The sequence below is a fragment of the Enterobacter sp. JUb54 genome (assembly GCF_014298075.1).
GTDB classification, from domain to species: domain Bacteria; phylum Pseudomonadota; class Gammaproteobacteria; order Enterobacterales; family Enterobacteriaceae; genus Klebsiella; species Klebsiella lignicola.
On record NZ_CP060418.1, the window covers coordinates 1696216 to 1716106 of the forward strand.

General features: G+C 55.0%; 18 protein-coding genes. 9 read left to right on the forward strand and 9 right to left on the reverse strand.

The window, feature by feature from the left end:
• From sapF to osmB, 8 genes are all read left to right on the forward strand, one after another.
• Nucleotides 1-810, forward strand: coding sequence for a peptide ABC transporter ATP-binding protein SapF (gene sapF, locus HF679_RS07735; protein ID WP_154143701.1), 810 nt, complete (start codon nucleotides 1-3; stop codon nucleotides 808-810).
• Between the two features lie 189 nt (nucleotides 811-999).
• Nucleotides 1000-1587: a HutD family protein gene (locus HF679_RS07740; protein WP_187042811.1), complete on the forward strand. Its 588-nt coding sequence runs from the start codon at nucleotides 1000-1002 to the stop codon at nucleotides 1585-1587.
• Between the two features lie 181 nt (nucleotides 1588-1768).
• The gene (fabI, locus tag HF679_RS07745; RefSeq protein ID WP_123754053.1) at nucleotides 1769-2557 is read left to right on the forward strand and encodes an enoyl-ACP reductase FabI; all 789 of its coding nucleotides are present in this window, start codon (nucleotides 1769-1771) and stop codon (nucleotides 2555-2557) included.
• Between the two features lie 183 nt (nucleotides 2558-2740).
• Nucleotides 2741-3898, forward strand: coding sequence for a CMD domain-containing protein (locus tag HF679_RS07750; RefSeq protein WP_187042812.1), 1158 nt, complete (start codon nucleotides 2741-2743; stop codon nucleotides 3896-3898).
• An 80-nt stretch (nucleotides 3899-3978) separates the two neighbouring features.
• Nucleotides 3979-5913, forward strand: a complete 1935-nt coding sequence (locus HF679_RS07755) for an exoribonuclease II (protein ID WP_123754051.1) — start codon at nucleotides 3979-3981, stop codon at nucleotides 5911-5913.
• Nucleotides 5914-6087: 174 nt separating this feature from the next.
• Nucleotides 6088-6270, forward strand: a complete 183-nt coding sequence (locus tag HF679_RS07760) for a hypothetical protein (RefSeq protein ID WP_123754050.1) — start codon at nucleotides 6088-6090, stop codon at nucleotides 6268-6270.
• Nucleotides 6271-6341: 71 nt separating this feature from the next.
• Nucleotides 6342-7091: a DNA-binding transcriptional regulator YciT gene (locus tag HF679_RS07765; RefSeq protein ID WP_123754049.1), complete on the forward strand. Its 750-nt coding sequence runs from the start codon at nucleotides 6342-6344 to the stop codon at nucleotides 7089-7091.
• 303 nt (nucleotides 7092-7394) lie between these two features.
• A complete protein-coding gene (gene osmB, locus HF679_RS07770; RefSeq protein WP_123755455.1) occupies nucleotides 7395-7613 on the forward strand; it encodes an osmotically-inducible lipoprotein OsmB in 219 nt (72 codons plus the stop codon).
• A 95-nt stretch (nucleotides 7614-7708) separates the two neighbouring features.
• On the opposite strand, the gene yciH is transcribed toward osmB, so the two are convergent.
• The 5 genes from yciH to pgpB form a co-directional block, all read right to left on the reverse strand.
• On the reverse strand, nucleotides 7709-8035 hold the full coding sequence (gene yciH / locus HF679_RS07775) for a stress response translation initiation inhibitor YciH (protein ID WP_174508910.1): 327 nt from the start codon (nucleotides 8033-8035) through the stop codon (nucleotides 7709-7711).
• On the reverse strand, nucleotides 8035-8769 hold the full coding sequence (gene pyrF / locus HF679_RS07780) for an orotidine-5'-phosphate decarboxylase (RefSeq protein ID WP_123754046.1): 735 nt from the start codon (nucleotides 8767-8769) through the stop codon (nucleotides 8035-8037). The genes yciH and pyrF overlap by 1 nt, the downstream gene beginning before the upstream one ends.
• 203 nt (nucleotides 8770-8972) lie before the next feature.
• Entirely contained in the window at nucleotides 8973-10142 is a 1170-nt protein-coding gene (lapB, locus tag HF679_RS07785; protein WP_123754045.1) for a lipopolysaccharide assembly protein LapB, read from the reverse strand.
• 6 nt (nucleotides 10143-10148) lie between these two features.
• Complete coding sequence (locus tag HF679_RS07790; protein WP_174508913.1) at nucleotides 10149-10457, reverse strand: LapA family protein; 309 nt, start codon at nucleotides 10455-10457, stop codon at nucleotides 10149-10151.
• A 135-nt stretch (nucleotides 10458-10592) separates the two neighbouring features.
• Nucleotides 10593-11360 (reverse strand): phosphatidylglycerophosphatase B, encoded by a 768-nt coding sequence (pgpB, locus tag HF679_RS07795; RefSeq protein ID WP_123754043.1) that lies wholly within the window; start codon nucleotides 11358-11360, stop codon nucleotides 10593-10595.
• Between the two features lie 163 nt (nucleotides 11361-11523).
• On the opposite strand from pgpB, the gene ribA reads away from it, so the two are divergent.
• Nucleotides 11524-12114, forward strand: coding sequence for a GTP cyclohydrolase II (gene ribA, locus HF679_RS07800; RefSeq protein ID WP_123754042.1), 591 nt, complete (start codon nucleotides 11524-11526; stop codon nucleotides 12112-12114).
• Between the two features lie 52 nt (nucleotides 12115-12166).
• Here ribA and acnA read toward each other — a convergent pair whose 3' ends face one another.
• From acnA to topA, 4 genes are all read right to left on the reverse strand, one after another.
• Entirely contained in the window at nucleotides 12167-14839 is a 2673-nt protein-coding gene (acnA, locus tag HF679_RS07805; RefSeq protein WP_187042813.1) for an aconitate hydratase AcnA, read from the reverse strand.
• A gap of 389 nt (nucleotides 14840-15228) precedes the next feature.
• The gene (locus HF679_RS07810) at nucleotides 15229-15396 is read right to left on the reverse strand and encodes a YmiA family putative membrane protein (RefSeq protein ID WP_123754040.1); all 168 of its coding nucleotides are present in this window, start codon (nucleotides 15394-15396) and stop codon (nucleotides 15229-15231) included.
• A gap of 243 nt (nucleotides 15397-15639) precedes the next feature.
• Entirely contained in the window at nucleotides 15640-16614 is a 975-nt protein-coding gene (gene cysB, locus HF679_RS07815; RefSeq protein ID WP_004861036.1) for an HTH-type transcriptional regulator CysB, read from the reverse strand.
• 328 nt (nucleotides 16615-16942) lie between these two features.
• Entirely contained in the window at nucleotides 16943-19540 is a 2598-nt protein-coding gene (gene topA, locus HF679_RS07820) for a type I DNA topoisomerase (protein ID WP_123754039.1), read from the reverse strand.
• Between the last annotated feature and the right edge of the window lie 351 nt (nucleotides 19541-19891).

Genomic DNA, 19891 nt, shown 5'->3' on the forward strand with positions numbered 1-19891 from the left:
ATGGTCGAAACATTGCTCGAAGTCCGCAATCTGAGTAAGACCTTTCGCTACCGTACCGGTTGGTTTCGGCGTCAGACGGTGGAAGCGGTCAAACCGCTGAGTTTTACCCTGCGCGAGCGTCAAACTCTGGCGATCATTGGTGAGAACGGCTCGGGGAAATCAACCCTGGCGAAAATGCTGGCCGGGATGATTGAGCCGACCTCCGGCGACCTGCTGATCGACGATCATCCTCTGGCGTTTGGCGATTACTCGTTCCGTAGCCAGCGGATTCGCATGATCTTCCAGGATCCCTCCACTTCGCTTAACCCGCGCCAGCGGATTTCGCAGATCCTCGACTTTCCGCTGCGCCTGAATACCGACCTCGAACCCGAGGCCCGGGAGAAGCAGATCATTGAAACGCTGCGAATGGTCGGCCTGTTGCCGGATCACGTCAGCTACTATCCCCATATGCTGGCACCGGGACAGAAACAGCGTCTGGGTCTGGCCCGAGCGCTGATCCTGCGCCCGAAGGTAATCATCTGCGATGAAGCCCTCGCCTCGCTGGATATGTCGATGCGCTCGCAGCTGATTAACCTGATGCTGGAGCTTCAGGAAAAACAGGGAATTTCATATATCTATGTCACCCAGCATCTCGGTATGATGAAACATATCAGCGATCAGGTGCTGGTGATGCACCAGGGGGAAGTGGTCGAGCGCGGCAGCACCGCCGACGTGCTGGCTTCGCCGCTGCACGATTTGACCAGACGCCTGATTGCCGGACACTTCGGTGAAGCGCTCACCGCCGATGCCTGGCGTAAAGACGGGAAATAACCGTCTGTATACTATCCTGACGGCGCTGCCGTCAGGATATTCCATTTCCCGCGATCGCCCACACCTGCTTTTAATTTTGTCCCCTCCGCCAACAGCACTTGTCTATACAAGCATTGACAAATCCCTCATCGCTCACAATGATGACGCAGCGTTACACAACCAAAAAACTGACCTGATGGTGAAACTGCGATGCTGACTTCCTTTACCTTCTCCTCTTTGCCGATGACGCCGTGGAAAAACGGCGGCGGTACGACACGTGAAATCCTCTGCGTTCCGTCACCCGACCCCGATGCGCCGTTTCTCTGGCGCGCCAGCATCGCCACGCTGCAAAGCGACGGCCCGTTCTCCCAGTTTACCGGCATCGATCGGGTGATCATGCTGCTGGAAGGCGAACCGCTGTGGCTGCGGGGCGACGGAATTAATCATCAGCTGAGGCATCAGCAGCCGTGGGCATTTCCCGGCGAATGGGCGCTCAGGAGCGAAGGCATCACCGCTCCGGGGCTGGATTTTAATATTATGACCCAGCGCAGCCGGGCCAGCGCCAGCGTCAGCATCGTCTCCGACCAGCAACTGCCCGGCAGCGAAGGGATTGCCTGGGTGCTGCAGGGACGCTGGCAGCTGGCTGGCGCTAGCTATGATGCCCGCTCAGGGGTCGGCTGGCAGGGGGAGTCGCCTGGCATCATGACGCCGGACTCTGCCGATGCCCTGTTATTGCTGGCCCAAATTACCCGTCACCCGAGTGAAATTGGCCGGGTGAATGACGTCAAACGGGGCTGATATCCGGTGATATACTGGAGGGTGTCCGGTCGTCATTACGTGTGAAGACACGAAAATAGCGTGACACAAGGGGTCGTCAGTGGGATATAATTCTCGGCTAAATTTGAGTTATTTTGAAATAACAACCTTAACCCCATGATTGTTAAAGTAAAAATAAGCAATAACGATAAGGATTAAAGCTATGGGTTTTCTTTCCGGTAAGCGCATTCTGGTGACTGGCGTTGCCAGCAAACTGTCCATCGCCTACGGTATTGCGCAAGCAATGCACCGTGAAGGGGCTGAACTGGCGTTCACCTATCAGAACGAAAAACTGAAAGGTCGTGTGGAAGAATTTGCTGCGGCACTGGGTTCAAACATCGTACTGCCGTGCGACGTGGCTGAAGATGAGAGCATCGAGTCTCTGTTCACTGAACTGAGCAACGTGTGGCCGAAGTTTGACGGTTTCGTTCACTCCATCGGTTTCGCACCGGCGGATCAGCTGGACGGCGATTACGTTAACGCGGTCACCCGTGAAGGCTTCAAAATTGCCCACGACATCAGCGCTTACAGCTTCGTGGCGATGGCGAAAGCCTGCCGCGGCATGCTGAATCCGGGTTCGGCCCTGCTGACCCTGTCCTACCTGGGCGCAGAGCGCGCAATCCCGAACTACAACGTCATGGGTCTGGCGAAAGCATCCCTGGAAGCTAACGTACGCTATATGGCGAACGCGATGGGTCCGGAAGGCGTGCGCGTCAACGCTATCTCTGCGGGTCCGATCCGTACTCTGGCAGCATCCGGGATCAAAGATTTCCGTAAAATGCTGGCCCACTGCGAAGCGGTTACCCCGATTCGTCGCACCGTCACTACCGAAGACGTCGGCAACAGCGCAGCCTTCCTGTGCTCTGACCTGTCTGCCGGTATCTCCGGTGAAGTCGTTCATGTCGATGGTGGCTTTAGCATCGCGGCAATGAATGAGCTGGAACTGAAATAAGTTCCTTCCCCTCCTCGGGTCTCTGAGGAGGGGTCTCCCCCGCCTGTTCCCCTTTCTGTTATTCCAATCCGCTATTTGTTAGCACGGATCAATATTTTCTACTGCCTCAGGGTTACGCCAGGATAGTTATGCATATATGGCCCACAAAAGTGCGGCTAGTCATATACCTATCAAGGAACGCCCATGGAGCAACGCCGCGTTTATGGCAAAAATCACTGGTATCATGAAACCCAGTCAACCATCTGCCCGGTCGATGTACTGCCACTCGTCCCTGAAGCCGCCGATGTCGAAGACCGCTTTTTACTCGATCTGACGTTGCCGGAAGCCTGGAGCCAGGTGCATGCAGGCTGGCTGCTGCCGGCCAGGCGGCTGGCCGATGCCTTTTTCCCTGCCACCGTGATGGTCAACCGATTACATACATTGAGTGCCTACGATCGCCTGAGCACCGCCCTGACCGTCGCCCAGGTGTATGGCGTCCAGCGGCTGTGTAATCATTATGCCGCACGCCTCGCGCCGCTGTCCGGCCCGGACTCTTCCCGGGAAAGCAATCGCCGGCTGGCACAAATTACGCAATATGCCCGCCAGTTAGCCAGTTCCCCGTCGGTAATTACCGCGCTGTCCCGCAGCCAGCTCGATGAGGTGGGCTTAACCCCACGCGATATCATCCTCATCAATCAAATTATTGGCTTTATCGGCTTTCAGGCGCGGACCATTGCCACCTTTCACGCGCTAATGGGCTTCCCGGTGCGCTGGATGCCGGGTATGCCGCAGCAAGACGATGCCCCGGCAGAGCTGTTTTCGCCCGATCCCGTCAGCTGGCAGCCCGATGTGAACGAAACCGAATGGCGCTATGCGGATGATGATCGCCAGGCCCTGCTGGCAAGCTGTCAGCCACACTCTGAATTTTCCGCGCTGGCGCCGCTGCTGGCGACCCACGAAGCCATTTTCAAAACCCAGAATACCCTGCTGGGCCGTTTACACGACCTTCAGCCCCATGCCGCGTCGATGGCGCTGCTGTCCGCCCGCATCAACGGAAGCGTCAGCTGTTTTAACGCCTGGGTGCAGACGGACGGAGAAAGCGACGCGCTGTCCACACTGCTGCGTCATGACGATAACGGCCTGACGCACTGGGGAAAAAACCATCCCGATGAGTACGCGCTGCTGCAGGCGGCACAACTTTTAACCCGCGCTCCTGCCCGGTTAAGCGCTGCGCAATTAACCCCGTTGATCGAGCAGGGGCTTTCGCCGCGAGAGATTATCGATATTCTGGCGTGGTGCGGTTTGTGCGGCTGGATTAATCGTCTGAAAATCGCCCTCGGGAATGTGAGTCAGCAGACCTAAAATGCCAAACATCGCTTGCTGCAACAGGCATTATCGCGTAAAAATGTCAGCCGCTCTTTTAGCCACGAAAATACCTAATTATGTTTCAGGACAACCCGCTGCTCGCGCAGCTTAAACAGCAACTGCATTCTCAGACTCCTCGTGTTGAAGGGGTCGTAAAGGGTACGGAAAAAGGCTTTGGCTTCCTCGAAGTTGATGCGCAGAAAAGCTACTTTATTCCGCCGCCGCAAATGAAAAAAGTGATGCATGGCGACCGTATCAGCGCCGTGATCCACACTGAAAAAGAGCGCGAAAGCGCTGAGCCGGAAACATTGATTGAGCCTTTCCTGACGCGTTTCGTCGGTAAAGTGCATAAGAAAGATGACCGCCTGTCGATTGTTCCCGATCATCCGCTGCTGAAAGACGCTATCCCTTGCCGCGCCGACCGTAGCGTGAGCCATGATTTTCAACAGGGTGACTGGGCCGTTGCAGAAATGCGCCGTCATCCGCTGAAAGGCGACCGTGGTTTTTACGCGGAATTAACCCAGTTCATTACCTTCAGTGACGATCATTTCGTTCCCTGGTGGGTCACGCTGGCACGCCATAATCTGGAAAAAGAAGCCCCGGATGGCGTCGCCACCGAGATGCAGGATGAAGGTCTGGAACGTCGCGATTTAACGGCGCTGGACTTCGTCACCATCGACAGCGCCAGCACCGAAGATATGGATGATGCGCTGTATGTCGAGACAGCCGACGACGGCAAACTGCACCTGACCGTCGCGATTGCCGATCCGACCGCCTGGATTGCTGAAGGTAGCAAGCTGGATCAGACCGCAAAAATCCGCGCGTTCACCAACTATCTGCCGGGCTTCAATATCCCGATGCTGCCGCGTGAACTGTCTGACGACCTGTGCTCGCTGCGCCCCCAGGTTGTGCGCCCGGTTCTGGCCTGCCGCATGACGCTGGCCGCCGACGGTACTATCGAAGATGATATTGAATTCTTCGCCGCTACCATCGAGTCAAAAGCGAAGCTGGCTTATGACAACGTCTCCGACTGGCTGGAAAAAACCGGCAGCTGGCAGCCAGAAAGCGACGCTATCGCACAGCAGATTAACCTGCTGCAGGATGTCTGCCTGCGCCGCAGCCAATGGCGTCAGACCCATGCGCTGGTGTTCAAAGACCGCCCGGACTACCGTTTCGTGCTGGGTGAAAAAGGCGAAGTGCTGGATATCGTGGCCGAACCGCGCCGCATCGCCAACCGCATCGTCGAAGAGTCAATGATTGCCGCCAACATCTGCGCCGCTCGTGTCCTGCGCGACAAGCTGGGCTTTGGTGTTTATAACGTTCATACCGGTTTTGATCCGGCGAACACCGAGCAGCTGGCAGCACTGCTGAAAACGCATGACGTGCATGTTGATCCGGTCGAAGTCCTGACCCTCGACGGCTTCTGTAAACTGCGTCGCGAACTGGATGCCCAACCATCAGGCTTCCTCGACAGCCGCATTCGTCGTTTCCAGTCCTACGCAGAGATCAGCACCGAGCCAGGCCCGCACTTCGGCCTTGGCCTGGAAGCCTATGCCACCTGGACTTCACCGATTCGTAAGTATGGCGACATGATTAACCATCGTCTGCTGAAAGCGATTATCAAAGGTGAAAGTGCCTCTCGTCCGCAGGATGAAGTTGCCGTTCAGATGGCCGAGCGTCGTCGCCTGAACCGCATGGCCGAGCGCGATGTCGGTGACTGGCTGTATGCCCGTTATCTGAATCCGCAGGCGGGGACCGATACCCGTTTTGCCGCTGAAATCATTGATATCAGCCGTGGCGGTATGCGCGTACGTCTGGTGGATAACGGCGCCGTCGCCTTTATCCCGGCGCCGTTCCTGCACGCCGTCCGCGATGAGCTGGTCTGCAGCCAGGAAAACGGCACCGTCCAGATCAAAGGTGAGACCGTCTACAAGGTGACTGACGTTATCGACGTCAAGATTGCTGAAGTTCGCATGGAAACCCGCAGCGTCATCGCGCGTCCGTTCGCCTGATAGCACGCCTCAGCGGCTCCTGAACCCAGGGGCCGCTCTTTTTATCACCTCATTTGACCGCATTTCTCCGCCATTTATGCTCGAATGATTTATGTTGTGCTATTTTTTCACTTCTCTTTTTCATCCGTTTTTTGCATCATTGATTTCATTCGTTTTTGTCACCAGGATAATGCTATGTCTGAATTGAATGCCCGCCTGCTCGCCCAACGCATCGATACCGTGCTGGATATTCTGGTTGCTGGAGATTATCACTCTGCGATCCACAATCTGGAGATCCTGAAAGCGGAGCTTCAGGCGCTCACTGACGATCAAGCGGAAACAAAGCCCGGCCAGCCAAAAGCACCCTGGGAAATCTGAACGTCCATCTCGCCACAATCGCCCGCTGGAGTCGATTGTCGGCAAAATAGCCCTCTAACTGCGATGTTGCTATGAACGCCCGACAACAAAGTATTTTGCAAATGGTCATCGATAAAGGCCGCATGAGCGTGGCCGATCTCGCCAAAATGACCGGTGTTTCCGAAGTTACGATTCGCCAGGATTTAAATTTACTGGAAAAGCAGAGCTATCTGCGCCGGACTCACGGTTTCGCCGTTCCGTTGGACAGTGAAGATGTCGAAACCCGCATGATGACCTACTTCTCTATCAAGCGAGAGCTCGCCAGCCGGGCCGCCAGCCTGGTCAATGCCGGAGAGACGGTGTTTATCGAAAACGGCAGCTGTAACGCCCTGCTGGCCCGTACGCTGGCTGAGCGCGGGGATATCACCATCATTACCGTCAGCAGCTATATTGCCCATCTGCTGAAGGAGACCCCTGGCGAAGTAATTCTGCTCGGCGGACTGTACCAGAAACGCAGCGAAAGCATGGTCGGCCCCCTGACCCGGCAATTTATCCAGCAGGTGCATTTCAGCAAGGCCTTTATCGGTATTGATGGCTGGCAGCCGGAAACCGGTTTTACCGGGAAAGATATGATGCGCGCCGATGTGGTCAACGCGGTGCTGGCGAAAGGATGTGAAGCCATTGTGTTGAGCGACAGTTCGAAGTTCAGCGTGGTGCATCCGTATCCGCTCGGGCCGACGACGCTCTTTAGCCGCCTGATTACCGATGAAAACCTGAGTGACGATGCACGCCAGCAGCTGGCGGCCAATGGTTTAACCGTTGATATCGTCAGCTGCAGCTGATTTCTCCCCAGTCATCCCCTTCTCCTTTCGCTTCTCCTTCCGCCGCCCACCATCGTGGGCGCAGGCGCCACGCGGCCTATCTGAGAGTTTTCCGAGCCGGCAATTAAGAGTTTTTACCTGCCGGTAAAATTTAAAAAAAGTAGAATTAATGTTAGCGATATAACAGGAAGTGACTATCACCCGCGTGATTAAAGTAACACCTGCGCAACTTAAGTTTCATGGAATAGCCCTTAAGCCTGAGCATCACGCTATGATTTAAGGGAAGTTGGATCCATGAATAGATTATTCAGGAGAAAAATTATGATGACTTCAACGAGCAAAAAAATGGCTGCCGCAGTACTGGCTATCACCGTCGCAATGTCTCTGAGCGCTTGCTCTAACTGGTCTAAACGCGATCGTAATACCGCTATTGGTGCGGGTGCGGGCGCAATTGGTGGCGCAGTATTAACCGATGGTAGCACCCTGGGGACTCTGGGTGGCGCGGCTGTCGGTGGGATTATCGGCCACCAGGTTGGCAAATAAGTTTTAAACTGAACAACCAATAAAAATAATTTACTTCATCAGACTTACGCACCTGAAAGTATCAAGGCCACGGTATTTACCGTGGCCTTGTCATATTAACCGCCCGCCAGTTTTACTTTCATGCCTTTGGCTTCCAGCAGCGATTTCAGCAGATCCCGCTTATCTCCCTGAATCTCAATAATACCGTCCTTAACTGAACCGCCGCAGCCGCATTTCTTTTTCAGCTCAGCGGCCAGTTTCGCCAGCGCATCATCATCGAGGTCGATTCCGGTGATCAGGCATACGCCCTTACCTTTACGGCCGCTGGTCTGGCGCTGAATGCGTACCACGCCGTCACCTTTCGGACGTTCCACCACCGCCTTGGGTTCATCGATGCGGCCGCTGTCGGTCGAATAGACCAGCCGGCTATTAGAATCGCTCATTATGCCCCCTTGTGCAGTGATGCATTGATGCTGCGTAAGGTCGCAGCCGGGTCCGCAGACTGGGTGACCGGACGACCGATAACCATATAGTCAACGCCGGCTTCCTGTGCCTGTTCCGGGGTCATAATACGACGCTGATCGCCCGCGTCGCTGCCCTGCGGACGGATACCCGGCGTGACCAGCTTAAATGCCTGGCCCAGCTCCTGCTTGAAGCGCACCGCTTCTTGCGCCGAGCACACCACGCCATCCAGACCACAGCGCTGGGTTAATGCCGCCAGCTTCGCTGCATGATCGGCAGGCGATAACGTGATCCCGAGATCCTGCAGGTCGCAGGCTTCCATACTGGTCAGTACGGTTACGGCAATCAGCAGTGGCGCATCGTTACCAAACGGCAGCAGCGCTTCACGCGCCGCGGTCATCATCCGCGCGCCGCCGGAGGCATGCACGTTAACCATCCAGACGCCAAGCTCTGCCGCCGCTGCCACAGCACGAGCGGTGGTGTTCGGGATATCATGGAATTTCAGATCGAGGAACACCTCGAAGCCACGCTGATGCAGATCGCGAACAAACTGCGGCCCCAGCAGCGTAAACATCTCTTTGCCCACCTTCAGGCGGCAATCGCGCGGGTCGATAAGGTCAACAAATGCCAGCGCTTTGTCGCGGTTATCATAATCGAGCGCAACAACAACCGGAGAGGATGTAACAACGCGAGGAGAAGAGGTAGCAGTAGACATCGTGACCAGACCTTAATTGTTGATAGGCGCCGTCTGGCGCAAAAAAGGTAAACGGGCAGCATTCTACCTGCGATATCGGCAAATTGACAGGCTGCTTTTATCCCCTGCCAGACGAGGCTGTCTGCGGCGCTGAAGTGGTGAAACGCGATAAACTCATTAGTATGTTGTAACTAAAACGCGACTTTTTTTAGACCTTGCGGCGGTTATTGTCCGTCGAGGCCGCGAATCGGTTTAATGGTTGACCATGAGCGGCAGGACGGGCAGTGCCAGTAGAGCGTATGGGCGGTGAAACCACATTTCTGGCAGCGATAGCGCGGTTTACTGCGCACCTGCTCACCCACCATATTGCGCAGCACGCCGAGGCTCTCTTTCGCGCGCCCTTCTTCGGCTTCATTGAGGTGATAGTCCATCAGCTTGTGGAACACCCGCATAGTCGGATGACGCTCCAGCTGGCGGGTCACATAGTTTTGCGCAGACTCGATCCCTTCCCGCTGCTCAAGAATTTGCGCCAGCATCAGCTCGGCGGTGGCGCCGGTGTTTTCATCGGCACAGCGGCGTAAGAACTGCTCCCACTCGTCGAGTTTCCCCAGCTGCTGGTAGCAGGTCTGCAGCATATCGAGGGTTTCCCCCACCAGCTCTTTATCCTGATTGATGACCCGCTCGAGGCTTTCTACCGCTTTAGCGTAGTCGCCCTTCTCCATCCACACCCGGCCCATCATTATCGATACCCGGGCGCTGTTGCGGTCAGCCGCTGCGCCTTTCTTCAGCAGCGTCATGGCTTTGTCCATATCGCTGTTTGCCATCTGCTGCAGCGCCAGCTCACACCAGAAGTTGGCGATATCGCCCCGGTGTTTTTCTTTGCCGAGCTTAACCAGCCGTTCGGCGACATCAATAGCAGACTGCCAGTCGCTGGTGGCCTGATAGATTTGCAGCAACTGCTGCAACGCGCCAAGGCGAAAATCGGTCTCGTCTACCAGCTGCTTGAACATATCTTCCGCGCGGTCGTAGAGGCCGGCGGCCATGTAGTCGCGACCAAGCTGCTGCACGGCCAGCAGTCGCTGGTCGTAGGTCAGCGAGGCGCTTTCCATCAGGCTCTGGTGAATACGAATTGCCCGGTCAACCTCGCCGCGGGAGCGGAACAGGTTACCCAGCGTCAGGTGGGCCTCAACGGTGCCGGTGTCCTCTTTCAGCATGTCGAGGAACAGATCCACGGCTTTATCCTGCTGATTGCTCAACAGGAAGTTCACCCCGGTCACGTAATCACGTGACAGGCGGCTCGCATCGTCCTGTTTGGACTGTTGTGCACTTCTGCGCCCCATATACCATCCATAAGCAGCGGCAACGGGCAAAAGCAGAAACAACAACTCCAGCATAAATGATTATTCCTTCAGCGCAGGAACGGCTGCGCCAGCCGGCGTGGTGCTGGCAGGAGCAATTTGATGTTCGAGACGCTTAATTTTACGTTCAGCGCGAACCAGGGAAACGCGTACCCGCAGCCAGAAAAGGCCGCAAATCAGCCAGCCAATCGCAAAACCTGCGGCGAAAAGGACCGCCAGCAACGTTGAAATACGGAATTCACCCTGCGCAAGCAGATAGTTGAAGGTGACCTGTTGATCATTTTGCGCGCCCAGCGTCACCGAGATGACGAAGATGGCGAGTACCAGTAAGAAAATAAGTAAATATTTCACACTACTTCCCGTTTTGTGGGTTGAGCGAAAAAATCCCGCATTCAGCCCTATAAAGTATCATTTTCGCTGCAGTGGTGAAATGGAAAAGCATGACACCCTGTCAGGATATGTGTCCGGCTGGCGCGAAAATCAACGCTATTCCTGTTTTATCGCCCGTTTCTTAATATCCTGGGCCTCTTCGCCCGGTGGCGTAAGCGGACCGCACAGCCGCTGCGTGAGCCAGGTCGCCAGCGTCACCAGCAACCACGAGATAAGCGTTGCAACAATCAGGTCCTGCGGCCAGTGCATACCCAGCGCCAGGCGGCTGCCCATCACCGCCGTTGCCCACGTCAGCAGAACGGCCATGGTCAACCAACGCCGACGCGGCCACAGCAGCCCCACGCCGAGCAGCGCCCAGCTGGCGGCAAACATGGTGTGGCCGGAAGGGAACGCAAACCCGGTTTCTTTTTGCCAGTGCTTACGCAGGAATTTAGGAATATCCTGCTGCTGCGCCAGCTGTTCATGCACCAGTTTAGCGCGTTCTTTGCGTTTTAACGCGTAGAATTGATCGACGGGCACCTGTTGACTCTTTTCTAACCAGACCACATACGGGCGCGGTTCCTGCGCCTGCTCTTTAATCCAGGATTTAATGCCCTGCCCCAGCAATATTGCCGCCGCCAGTATCATAAACAGCACCACGGCCGCGCGCAGGCGAAAACGCAGACACCACAGGAACCAGCCGCATAACAGCGTATGGGTGATAATTCCCCACGGCTGGGTCACGCTCTCGGTCACCCAGTACAGCAGTTTGAGTTCGGCACCATGCAGTCCGGGCTGCCACTTCCATCCGGATATCCAGACCACGGCGGGCATAACAATGAGCAGTGTCGCCGCAACGGCAGTTCGTCTGGCTATCGACAGCATCTTATCTCCTTATTTCATCTTCCGACTATCATAACGGAAAGTGGTTCGTTTGTGCGCTTTACGCGCAGGCAGCCGTGCGTAATTAGGAGAACGTCACGGCATTGTGGCAAAATAGCGGCAAACAGAAAGCACATTCAGGTGCTGACAAAATCTGGAGAATCACATGCAGCTTAAACGTGTGGCAGAAGCCAAACTGCCAACCCCCTGGGGCGATTTCCTGATGGTGGGATTTGAAGAACTGGCAACCGGGCAGGACCATGTCGCACTGGTATTCGGCGACATTTCGGGCCAGCAGCCCGTCCTGGCTCGCGTACACTCTGAGTGCTTAACGGGCGATGCCCTTTTTAGTCTGCGTTGTGATTGTGGTTTTCAGCTGGAAGCGGCCCTTTCCCATATTGCCGAAGAGGGACGCGGCATTCTGCTGTACCATCGTCAGGAAGGCCGTAATATCGGTCTGCTGAATAAGATCCGCGCCTATGCGTTACAGGATCAGGGCTACGACACCGTAGAAGCGAACCATCAGCTGGGTTTTGCCGCCGATGAGCGCGATTTCACGCTGTGTGCCGATATGTTCAAACTTCTGCATGTTGACCAGGTTCGTCTGCTGACCAACAACCCGAAGAAGGTCGAAATCCTGACCGAAGCCGGTATCAATATCGTCGAGCGCGTGCCGCTGATTGTCGGCCGCAATCCGAAGAATGCCCATTATCTGGATACGAAAGCCGCGAAGATGGGTCACCTGCTGAATAAGTAAGGTGTCTGAAAAGATTCAGGGCCAGCGATTGCTGGCCCTTTTTTTACAACATTTACAGCATATTGCGGATCACATAATGCAGAATGCCGTCATTCTGATAGTAGGTGAGCTCTGTGGCGGTATCGATGCGGCAGCGGCAGTCAAGCACTTCCCGCCTGCCGTCCGCGCGCGTTAAGACCACCTCAACCGTTGCACCAGGCTGTAGCGCCTGAAGATTGCCGATGTCGATCTGCTCTTCACCACTGAGGCCCAGCGTTTTGCGCGTGACGCCCTGCGGGAACTCCAGCGGCAGGATCCCCATCCCAATCAGGTTAGAACGGTGAATACGCTCGAAGGACTCGGCAATCACCACCCGCACGCCCAGCAGACGCGGCCCTTTAGCTGCCCAGTCGCGGCTGGAGCCGGAGCCGTACTCTTTCCCGGCGACCACCGCCAGCGGTACGCCCTCGCGTTTATACTGCATCGCCGCGTCATAGATAGCGATTGGTTCGCTGCCCGGCAGGTGGCGGGTCATCCCCCCCTCAACGCCCGGTACCATTTCGTTGCGAATACGGATGTTGGCAAAAGTACCGCGCATCATCACTTCGTGGTTACCGCGACGGGAGCCGTAGGAGTTAAAGTCCGCGCGCGCCACGCCGTGCTCTTGCAAATAGCGCCCGGCCGGGCTGTCGGCTTTGATACTCCCGGCAGGGGAAATATGGTCGGTAGTGACCGAGTCCCCGAGCATCGCCAGAATGCGCGCCCCGTGAATATCTTCCACCGGCTTCGGCTGTACCCCCATGTCATCAAAAAAGGGCGACAGGCGAATGTAGGTGGAGTCTTCCTGCCAGTCATAGGTGTCGGAGCGTTCGACCTCAATCGCTTTCCACTCCGCAGTACCTTCAAACACCTCCGCGTACTCTTTGTGGAACATCTCGGTCGAGACCTGCTCCACCGCCCGAGCAATCTCATGGCCGCTCGGCCAGATATCTTTCAGATAGACCGGCTGCCCCTCTTTACTGGTACCCAGCGGGTCGCTCGTCAGGTTGATGTTCATATTCCCGGCCAGCGCATAGGCCACCACCAGCGGCGGCGACGCCAGCCAGTTGGTTTTCACCAGCGGATGAATGCGCCCTTCAAAGTTACGGTTACCCGACAGCACCGCGCCGACGGTTAAATCACCTTTTTTGATGGCCTCTTCGATCGGTTCTGGCAGCGGCCCGGAGTTACCGATACAGGTGGTGCAGCCATAACCGACGAGGTTAAAACCAAGCGCATCGAGGTACGGCGTCAGTCCGGCATGCGCCAGGTAATCCGAGACCACTTTGGACCCCGGCGCCAGCGATGCTTTGACCCACGGCTGTGGTTTGAGGCCCAGTTCCACCGCTTTTTTCGCCAGCAGACCGGCCGCCATCAGCACGCTGGGGTTGGAGGTATTGGTGCACGACGTAATGGCGGCAATGGCCACTGCACCGTCCGGCAAAGCGTAATGGTGTCCGTTCAGCGTATAGTCTACCGGCTGACGAGCGTTTTGTGCCCGATTGACTTCCAGCTCGCTGCTGGCGGTGAATGCCTTGGGTACATCGCCCAGCGCCACGCGATCCTGCGGCCGCTTCGGCCCTGCCAGGCTGGCTTCCACCGAAACCATATCCAACGCCAGCGTGCTGGTGAAGACCGGCTCATCCCCGGACTGGCGCCACATGCCCTGCGCTTTGGCATAGGCTTCCACCAGCGCCACCTGCTCGTCGCTGCGGCCACTCAGGCGCATGTAGCTCAGGGTGACGGCGTCGATCGGGAAGAAACCGCAGGTCGCCCCGTATTCAGGCGCCATATTGGCGATGGTAGCACGGTCCGCCAGCGGCAGTGAATCCAGACCATCACCATAGAATTCGACAAACTTACCAACCACGCCATGCTGGCGCAGCATCTGGGTTACCGTCAGCACCAGGTCGGTGGCGGTGATCCCTTCGCGCAGTTTACCGCTGAGCTTAAAGCCCACCACATCCGGGATCAGCATGGAGACCGGCTGTCCTAACATTGCGGCTTCCGCTTCAATGCCGCCGACGCCCCAGCCGAGTACCCCCAACCCGTTGATCATCGTGGTATGCGAGTCGGTTCCCACCAGGGTGTCAGGCCAGGCGAGCCACTCGCCGTTTTGCTCTTCGCTCCAGACCGCTTTCCCGAGGTATTCGAGGTTAACCTGGTGGCAAATACCGGTGCCCGGCGGCACGACGCTGAAGCGGCTGAAGGCCTGCTGCCCCCAGCGCAGGAACACATACCGTTCGTGGTTGCGTTCCATTTCAAGGCGGACGTTCTCTTCGAACGCCGACTGATGGCCAAAGCGGTCGACCGTCACCGAGTGGTCAATCACCAGATCAACGGGCGACAGCGGATTAACCTTCGCCGTATCTCCTCCCAACCGTTTTACCGCTTCACGCATGGCGGCTAAATCGACCACTGCCGGGACGCCGGTAAAATCTTGCATCAACACGCGCGCAGGACGATAGGCAATCTCCCGGTCAGCATGCGCATGTTCAAGCCAGCCCGCGAGGGCCTGAATGTCTTCGGCGGTCACGGAGTCACCGTCCTGCCAGCGCAGCAGGTTTTCCAGCAGTACTTTGAGCGATTTGGGTAGACGGGTCAGATCGCCCAGTTGTTTAGCGGCCAGCGGTAAGCTGTAGTAATGGTAGGTTTTATTTTTGACCTGTAGCGTATCCTTACTGGCTGCTCGTAGGGTTGACGACATAGCTCCTCCTTTATTGCAGGGATGGCATGCCCTGAATCTCCTCAGGGTTAATAATAAAGATAACACATCCCAGCCATAACACTTTGATAACAACCCAAATTGCTAAAATCGGCAAAAGCGCTAAAAACAAAAAACCTGAATAAAGACAGGGTATATTGTCGAATGAAATTGATAGAAAGGAATATGTCTGAGGGAATCGTATTAGTACATGAGTACAGAAAGAACTAATCGCCAGGTGTCTGACGATTAGTTCAACAGAAGGGATGATTGTTTAAAACTTGTGGTCGCGAAATATATCCTCCTTGTCGCCGCGGGTTATTAACTAAAATAATTTCTCACGATTTCGCTGTCATAAAAATGAAACATACCGCCTTCCAGAAAATGTACGCTCAGCTGATGATCCAAACGTTACAGACGACGAGCGCGATGATACTCCAGAACATCGCTAACCCGATGAGTACGGCGCTCCAGGCCCGACTCCTCAACACAGGATCAATCTCCGTTTTGTCACTTTCCTGTGACATCGCCAACTTCATATAATCGATATCACTAATCATTTTATCACCACCAATCGCTAAAATTATCAGGTACAGTTAAAGCTTAATTAGAGATAATAAATTAATCCAGTGAATTCTGATTTCTCCTATTATCTTTGATTATTATTTTGACCCCACCGGGTATATTTGCATTCGTGTTAATAGAAATAATGATTTTTGTGATTTAGACGACGTTTACAAATGTAATTAAGGGCCATTATAGGATTTGGCATCCCACCCGGGGATGCCAGATATGCAGTGCTCTCACTTTTCCGGCAGTTTAATATCTTTAAACATCGCCTCAATGTCTTCATTCGAACGTAAAGCCACCGCCGTATCAACCACATCACGCGTCAAATGCGGCGCAAAACGTTGAATAAAATCATACATATAGCTACGCAGGAAGGTGCTGCGACGGAAGCCTATTTTGGTGGTGCTGTGGCTGAAGATGCCGTTAGCATCCAGCTTGACGAGATCCGGATCGGAGACCGGATCAACCGCCATGCTGGCAATCACCCCGACGCCAAGGCCCAGACGCACATAGGTTTTGATGACATCGGCATCGGTGGCGGTGAAGACGATACGCGGCGTCAGCCCGGCACGGTTAAACGCGGTATCCAGTTCGGAGCGGCCGGTAAAGCCAAAGGTGTAGGTCACCAGCGGGTATTGCGCCAGCTCTTCAATCGTCACCGAGCCTCGGGAGGCCAGCGGATGTTCCGGCGTCACCACGATCGAGCGATTCCAGTGGTAGCACGGTAGCATCACCAGGTCATCGTACAGATGCAGCGCTTCGGTGGCGATGGCGAAATCGGCATTGCCCTTTGAGACCGCTTCAGCAATCTGCGTCGGCGAGCCCTGATGCATATGCAGAGAGACTCGAGGATAACGTTCAATAAAGCCCTTAATCACGCCAGGGAGCGCATAGCGGGCCTGGGTGTGGGTGGTGGCCACGTACAATGAGCCTTTGTCGGGCCAGGTATGTTCGCCGGCCACCGATTTAATCGCATCAACCTTGGACAGCACTTCGCGTGCAATACGGATGATCTCCTGGCCGGCAGGAGTGACCTGAGTTAAGTGTTTGCCGCTACGGGCAAAAATCTGAATGCCAAGTTCATCTTCCAGCATCCGAACCTGCTTACTGATGCCGGGCTGTGAGGTATACAGGCCTTCGGCAGTAGAAGAGACGTTCAGATTATGGTTAACCACCTCAACGATGTAGCGGAGCTGCTGTAATTTCATGGCTGATATCCGTTAACGCGTAAAATGAGCCAGCTTGATACATGAACGTTTCAATCGATTGAGGTCTGTTGCACGCCAGGACGATCCCTGCGGGTTGCAGTGATATCGCCATCAGGCACGCTGAAACGATGATGTATAAGACGATTTAATAATAAAAAAGAGATTAACTATAACCACTATATCATTTATACCTTCAGTGTATAGACACTAACAAAAAATAATAAGCCGGTTATAAGGCAGCGTTCAGGCGGGGAATAAAAACCATTTTAGCTGAAAAATCAGCAAGAAAAAGGGCCGCTATGCGGCCCTTTCAAGGAGAGTCATGCGCTTACTTTTTCGCTTCAGTCCATTTGCCATCAATATAGAAGGCTGACCAGCCGGTCGCTTTGCCATCTTTCTCTGAGGCCACGTACTGCTGCTTGGTCTTACGGCTAAAACGCACCAGCGTTTTGTTGCCTTCAGGATCCTGCTGCGGTGCATCGGCGAGATAACGCAGTTTCTCGGCCAGACGATCGCGGAAGCGGTACAGTTCTTCAACTAATGGCGCACGTGTTTCACGTGATTTCGGGAAGGTGTTAGCCGCAAGGAAGACCCCTGCCGCACCATCACGCAGCACAAAATAGGCATCCGATTTTTCACAAGGCAGTTCCGGTAATGGAACCGGATCTTCCTTCGGCGGAGCCACTTCGCCATTACGCAGAATTTTACGCGTATTCTTACATTCGTCGTTGGTGCAGGCCATGTATTTGCCGAAACGCCCCATTTTCAGGTGCATTTCAGAACCACATTTCTCGCACTCCACGACCGGGCCGTCATAGCCCTTGATGCGGAATTCGCCCTCTTCAATCTCGTAGCCGTCGCAGGTCGGGTTGTTACCACAGACGTGCAGCTTGCGCTTCGGATCGATCAGGTAGCTGTCCATCGCCGTGCCGCATTTCTGGCAACGACGTTTGGCACGCAGCGCGTTGGTTTCGGCGTCATCGCCTTCCAGCACGTTGAGCACTTCATTTTCCGGCACCAGGTTAATGGTGGTTTTGCAGCGTTCTTTCGGCGGCAACGCGTAGCCAGAGCAGCCGAGGAACACACCGGTGCTGGCGGTACGAATACCCATCTTGCGGCCACAGGTCGGACAGTCGATGCTGGTCAGCACCATCGGGTTCGGCTGCATGCCGCCCTCTTCCGGATCCTTCTCAGCCGTTTCCAGCTGGGTGGTGAAGTCGCCAAAGAAGTGGTCCAGCACCTTACGCCACTCGGCCTGGTGGTTAGCCACCTGGTCAAGACGGTCTTCCATCTGCGCGGTGAAATCGTAGTTCATCAGATCGCGGAAGTTCTCTTCGAGGCGATCGGTGACAATCTCACCCATTTTTTCTGCATAGAAGCGACGGTTTTCTACCCGCACGTAACCGCGATCCTGAATGGTCGAGATGATCGACGCATAGGTAGACGGACGGCCGATACCGCGTTTCTCCAGCTCTTTTACCAACGACGCTTCACTAAAGCGCGCCGGCGGTTTGGTGAAGTGCTGCGCTGGCATCAGTTCAACCAGGGTCAGGCTCTCGCCCTGATTGACCACCGGTAAGGTGCGATCTTCATCGCCTTTACGCAGCGCCGGCATCACTTTGGTCCAACCGTCAAAGCGCAGGGTACGACCACGCGCTTTCAGTTTGAAGTCACCGGCCTTCACGGTCAGCGTGGTGGAGTCGTACTGCGCCGGTGTCATCTGACAGGCGACAAACTGGCGCCAGATCAGCTGATACAGTTTCAGCGCGTCCGCTTCCATCCCTTTCAGGTCTTCAGCCATCACGCTCACATCAGAAGGACGAATCGCTTCGTGCGCTTCCTGCGAGTTTTCTTTGCTGGTGTACTGGTTGGCGTTTTCCGGCAGATACTTTTTACCAAAGTTATCGTCGATATACCCGCGAACCATGCTGAGCGCGTCCTGGCTCAGGTTGGTGGAGTCGGTACGCATATAGGTGATGTAGCCCGCCTCATAGAGACGCTGCGCCATCATCATGGTTTTCTTTACCCCAAAGCCCAGACGCGTACTGGCGGCCTGCTGCAACGTCGAGGTGATAAACGGCGCACCCGGCTTGCTGCTGGTCGGTTTATCTTCACGCTCGAGGACGCTGTAGCTGGCTTTTTCCAGCAACGCCACCGCGGCCATGGTCTCGTCACGGTTAACCGGACGGAATGGCTTGTCGTGCTTATGCGTGACTTCCAGCGGTAGGGCATCGCCCCCCGGCGTGGTGGTACTGGCGTCGATTTCCCAGAACTCTTCCGGGACGAAGGCTTTAATTTCGCGTTCGCGTTCAACCACCAGACGCACAGCAACGGACTGGACTCGGCCGGCAGACAGGCCACGCGCAATTTTTTTCCACAGCAGCGGAGAAACCATATAGCCCACGACGCGGTCCATAAAGCGACGCGCCTGCTGGGCATTCACACGATCGATATTCAGCTCGCCTGGCTTATCAAATGCCTGACGGATCGCGTTTTTAGTGATTTCATTGAACACCACGCGGCTATAGCGTTTTTCATCTCCACCGATAACTTCCCGCAGGTGCCATGCAATGGCCTCCCCTTCGCGGTCAAGGTCAGTTGCGAGATAGATATGGTCGGCTTTTTCAGCCAACTGTTTGAGTTCTGAAACTACCTTTTCTTTACCCGGAAGTACTTCGTACTGTGCATCCCAGTCATGCCATGGGTCGACGCCCATACGATTGACCAGAGCGCTACGTTCATCCTTTTTAGGCTTTTTAGCCCCTTTGGTGGAGGTAGAGTCGGCGCTCTTTTTGGAGGCTGAGCCACTGGTCGGCAAATCGCGGATATGACCGACGCTGGATTTCACCACGTAGTCATTACCCAGATACTTATTGATCGTTTTGGCTTTTGCCGGGGACTCAACGATAACGAGAGCTTTACCCATATTCACCTTTACCTAATTTGATTCATCCAGGAATAGATCGCACATGTTGATTCACCATCCATGGGTGGCGTACGTCAAATGTTGCGACGCCGTCGATGGATATCAACCCTTTGCACGTCTGGTTTCACATCCATAAAACCAGATAGCTGAGTTTACTGACGTTTGCCCGTCAGGTGACATAGCACGAAGAATTTTTGGCCGAATGTCAAGCAAATCTGTTGCCAGATCGCCGAAAGCGTCACACTGTACCTGATAAAATTCGTTACGCAACTTTATTAGCATGCAAATGCAAATCCTGCCAGTAAAGTCATGTTTCTTAGACCCTTGCCATTATCCATGTATTCTAAATGG

What these genes read in the sequence shown, in the direction of transcription:
- sapF (WP_154143701.1), top strand. Translation starts at nt 1, where the DNA reads ATGGTCGAAACATTGCTCGAAGTCCGCAATCTGAGTAAGACCTTTCGC.
- HF679_RS07740 (WP_187042811.1), top strand. Translation starts at nt 1,000, where the DNA reads ATGCTGACTTCCTTTACCTTCTCCTCTTTGCCGATGACGCCGTGGAAA.
- fabI (WP_123754053.1), top strand. Translation starts at nt 1,769, where the DNA reads ATGGGTTTTCTTTCCGGTAAGCGCATTCTGGTGACTGGCGTTGCCAGC.
- HF679_RS07750 (WP_187042812.1), top strand. Translation starts at nt 2,741, where the DNA reads ATGGAGCAACGCCGCGTTTATGGCAAAAATCACTGGTATCATGAAACC.
- HF679_RS07755 (WP_123754051.1), top strand. Translation starts at nt 3,979, where the DNA reads ATGTTTCAGGACAACCCGCTGCTCGCGCAGCTTAAACAGCAACTGCAT.
- HF679_RS07760 (WP_123754050.1), top strand. Translation starts at nt 6,088, where the DNA reads ATGTCTGAATTGAATGCCCGCCTGCTCGCCCAACGCATCGATACCGTG.
- HF679_RS07765 (WP_123754049.1), top strand. Translation starts at nt 6,342, where the DNA reads ATGAACGCCCGACAACAAAGTATTTTGCAAATGGTCATCGATAAAGGC.
- osmB (WP_123755455.1), top strand. Translation starts at nt 7,395, where the DNA reads ATGACTTCAACGAGCAAAAAAATGGCTGCCGCAGTACTGGCTATCACC.
- yciH (WP_174508910.1), bottom strand. Translation starts at nt 8,035, where the DNA reads ATGAGCGATTCTAATAGCCGGCTGGTCTATTCGACCGACAGCGGCCGC.
- pyrF (WP_123754046.1), bottom strand. Translation starts at nt 8,769, where the DNA reads ATGTCTACTGCTACCTCTTCTCCTCGCGTTGTTACATCCTCTCCGGTT.
- lapB (WP_123754045.1), bottom strand. Translation starts at nt 10,142, where the DNA reads ATGCTGGAGTTGTTGTTTCTGCTTTTGCCCGTTGCCGCTGCTTATGGA.
- pgpB (WP_123754043.1), bottom strand. Translation starts at nt 11,360, where the DNA reads ATGCTGTCGATAGCCAGACGAACTGCCGTTGCGGCGACACTGCTCATT.
- ribA (WP_123754042.1), top strand. Translation starts at nt 11,524, where the DNA reads ATGCAGCTTAAACGTGTGGCAGAAGCCAAACTGCCAACCCCCTGGGGC.
- acnA (WP_187042813.1), bottom strand. Translation starts at nt 14,839, where the DNA reads ATGTCGTCAACCCTACGAGCAGCCAGTAAGGATACGCTACAGGTCAAA.
- HF679_RS07810 (WP_123754040.1), bottom strand. Translation starts at nt 15,396, where the DNA reads ATGATTAGTGATATCGATTATATGAAGTTGGCGATGTCACAGGAAAGT.
- cysB (WP_004861036.1), bottom strand. Translation starts at nt 16,614, where the DNA reads ATGAAATTACAGCAGCTCCGCTACATCGTTGAGGTGGTTAACCATAAT.
- topA (WP_123754039.1), bottom strand. Translation starts at nt 19,540, where the DNA reads ATGGGTAAAGCTCTCGTTATCGTTGAGTCCCCGGCAAAAGCCAAAACG.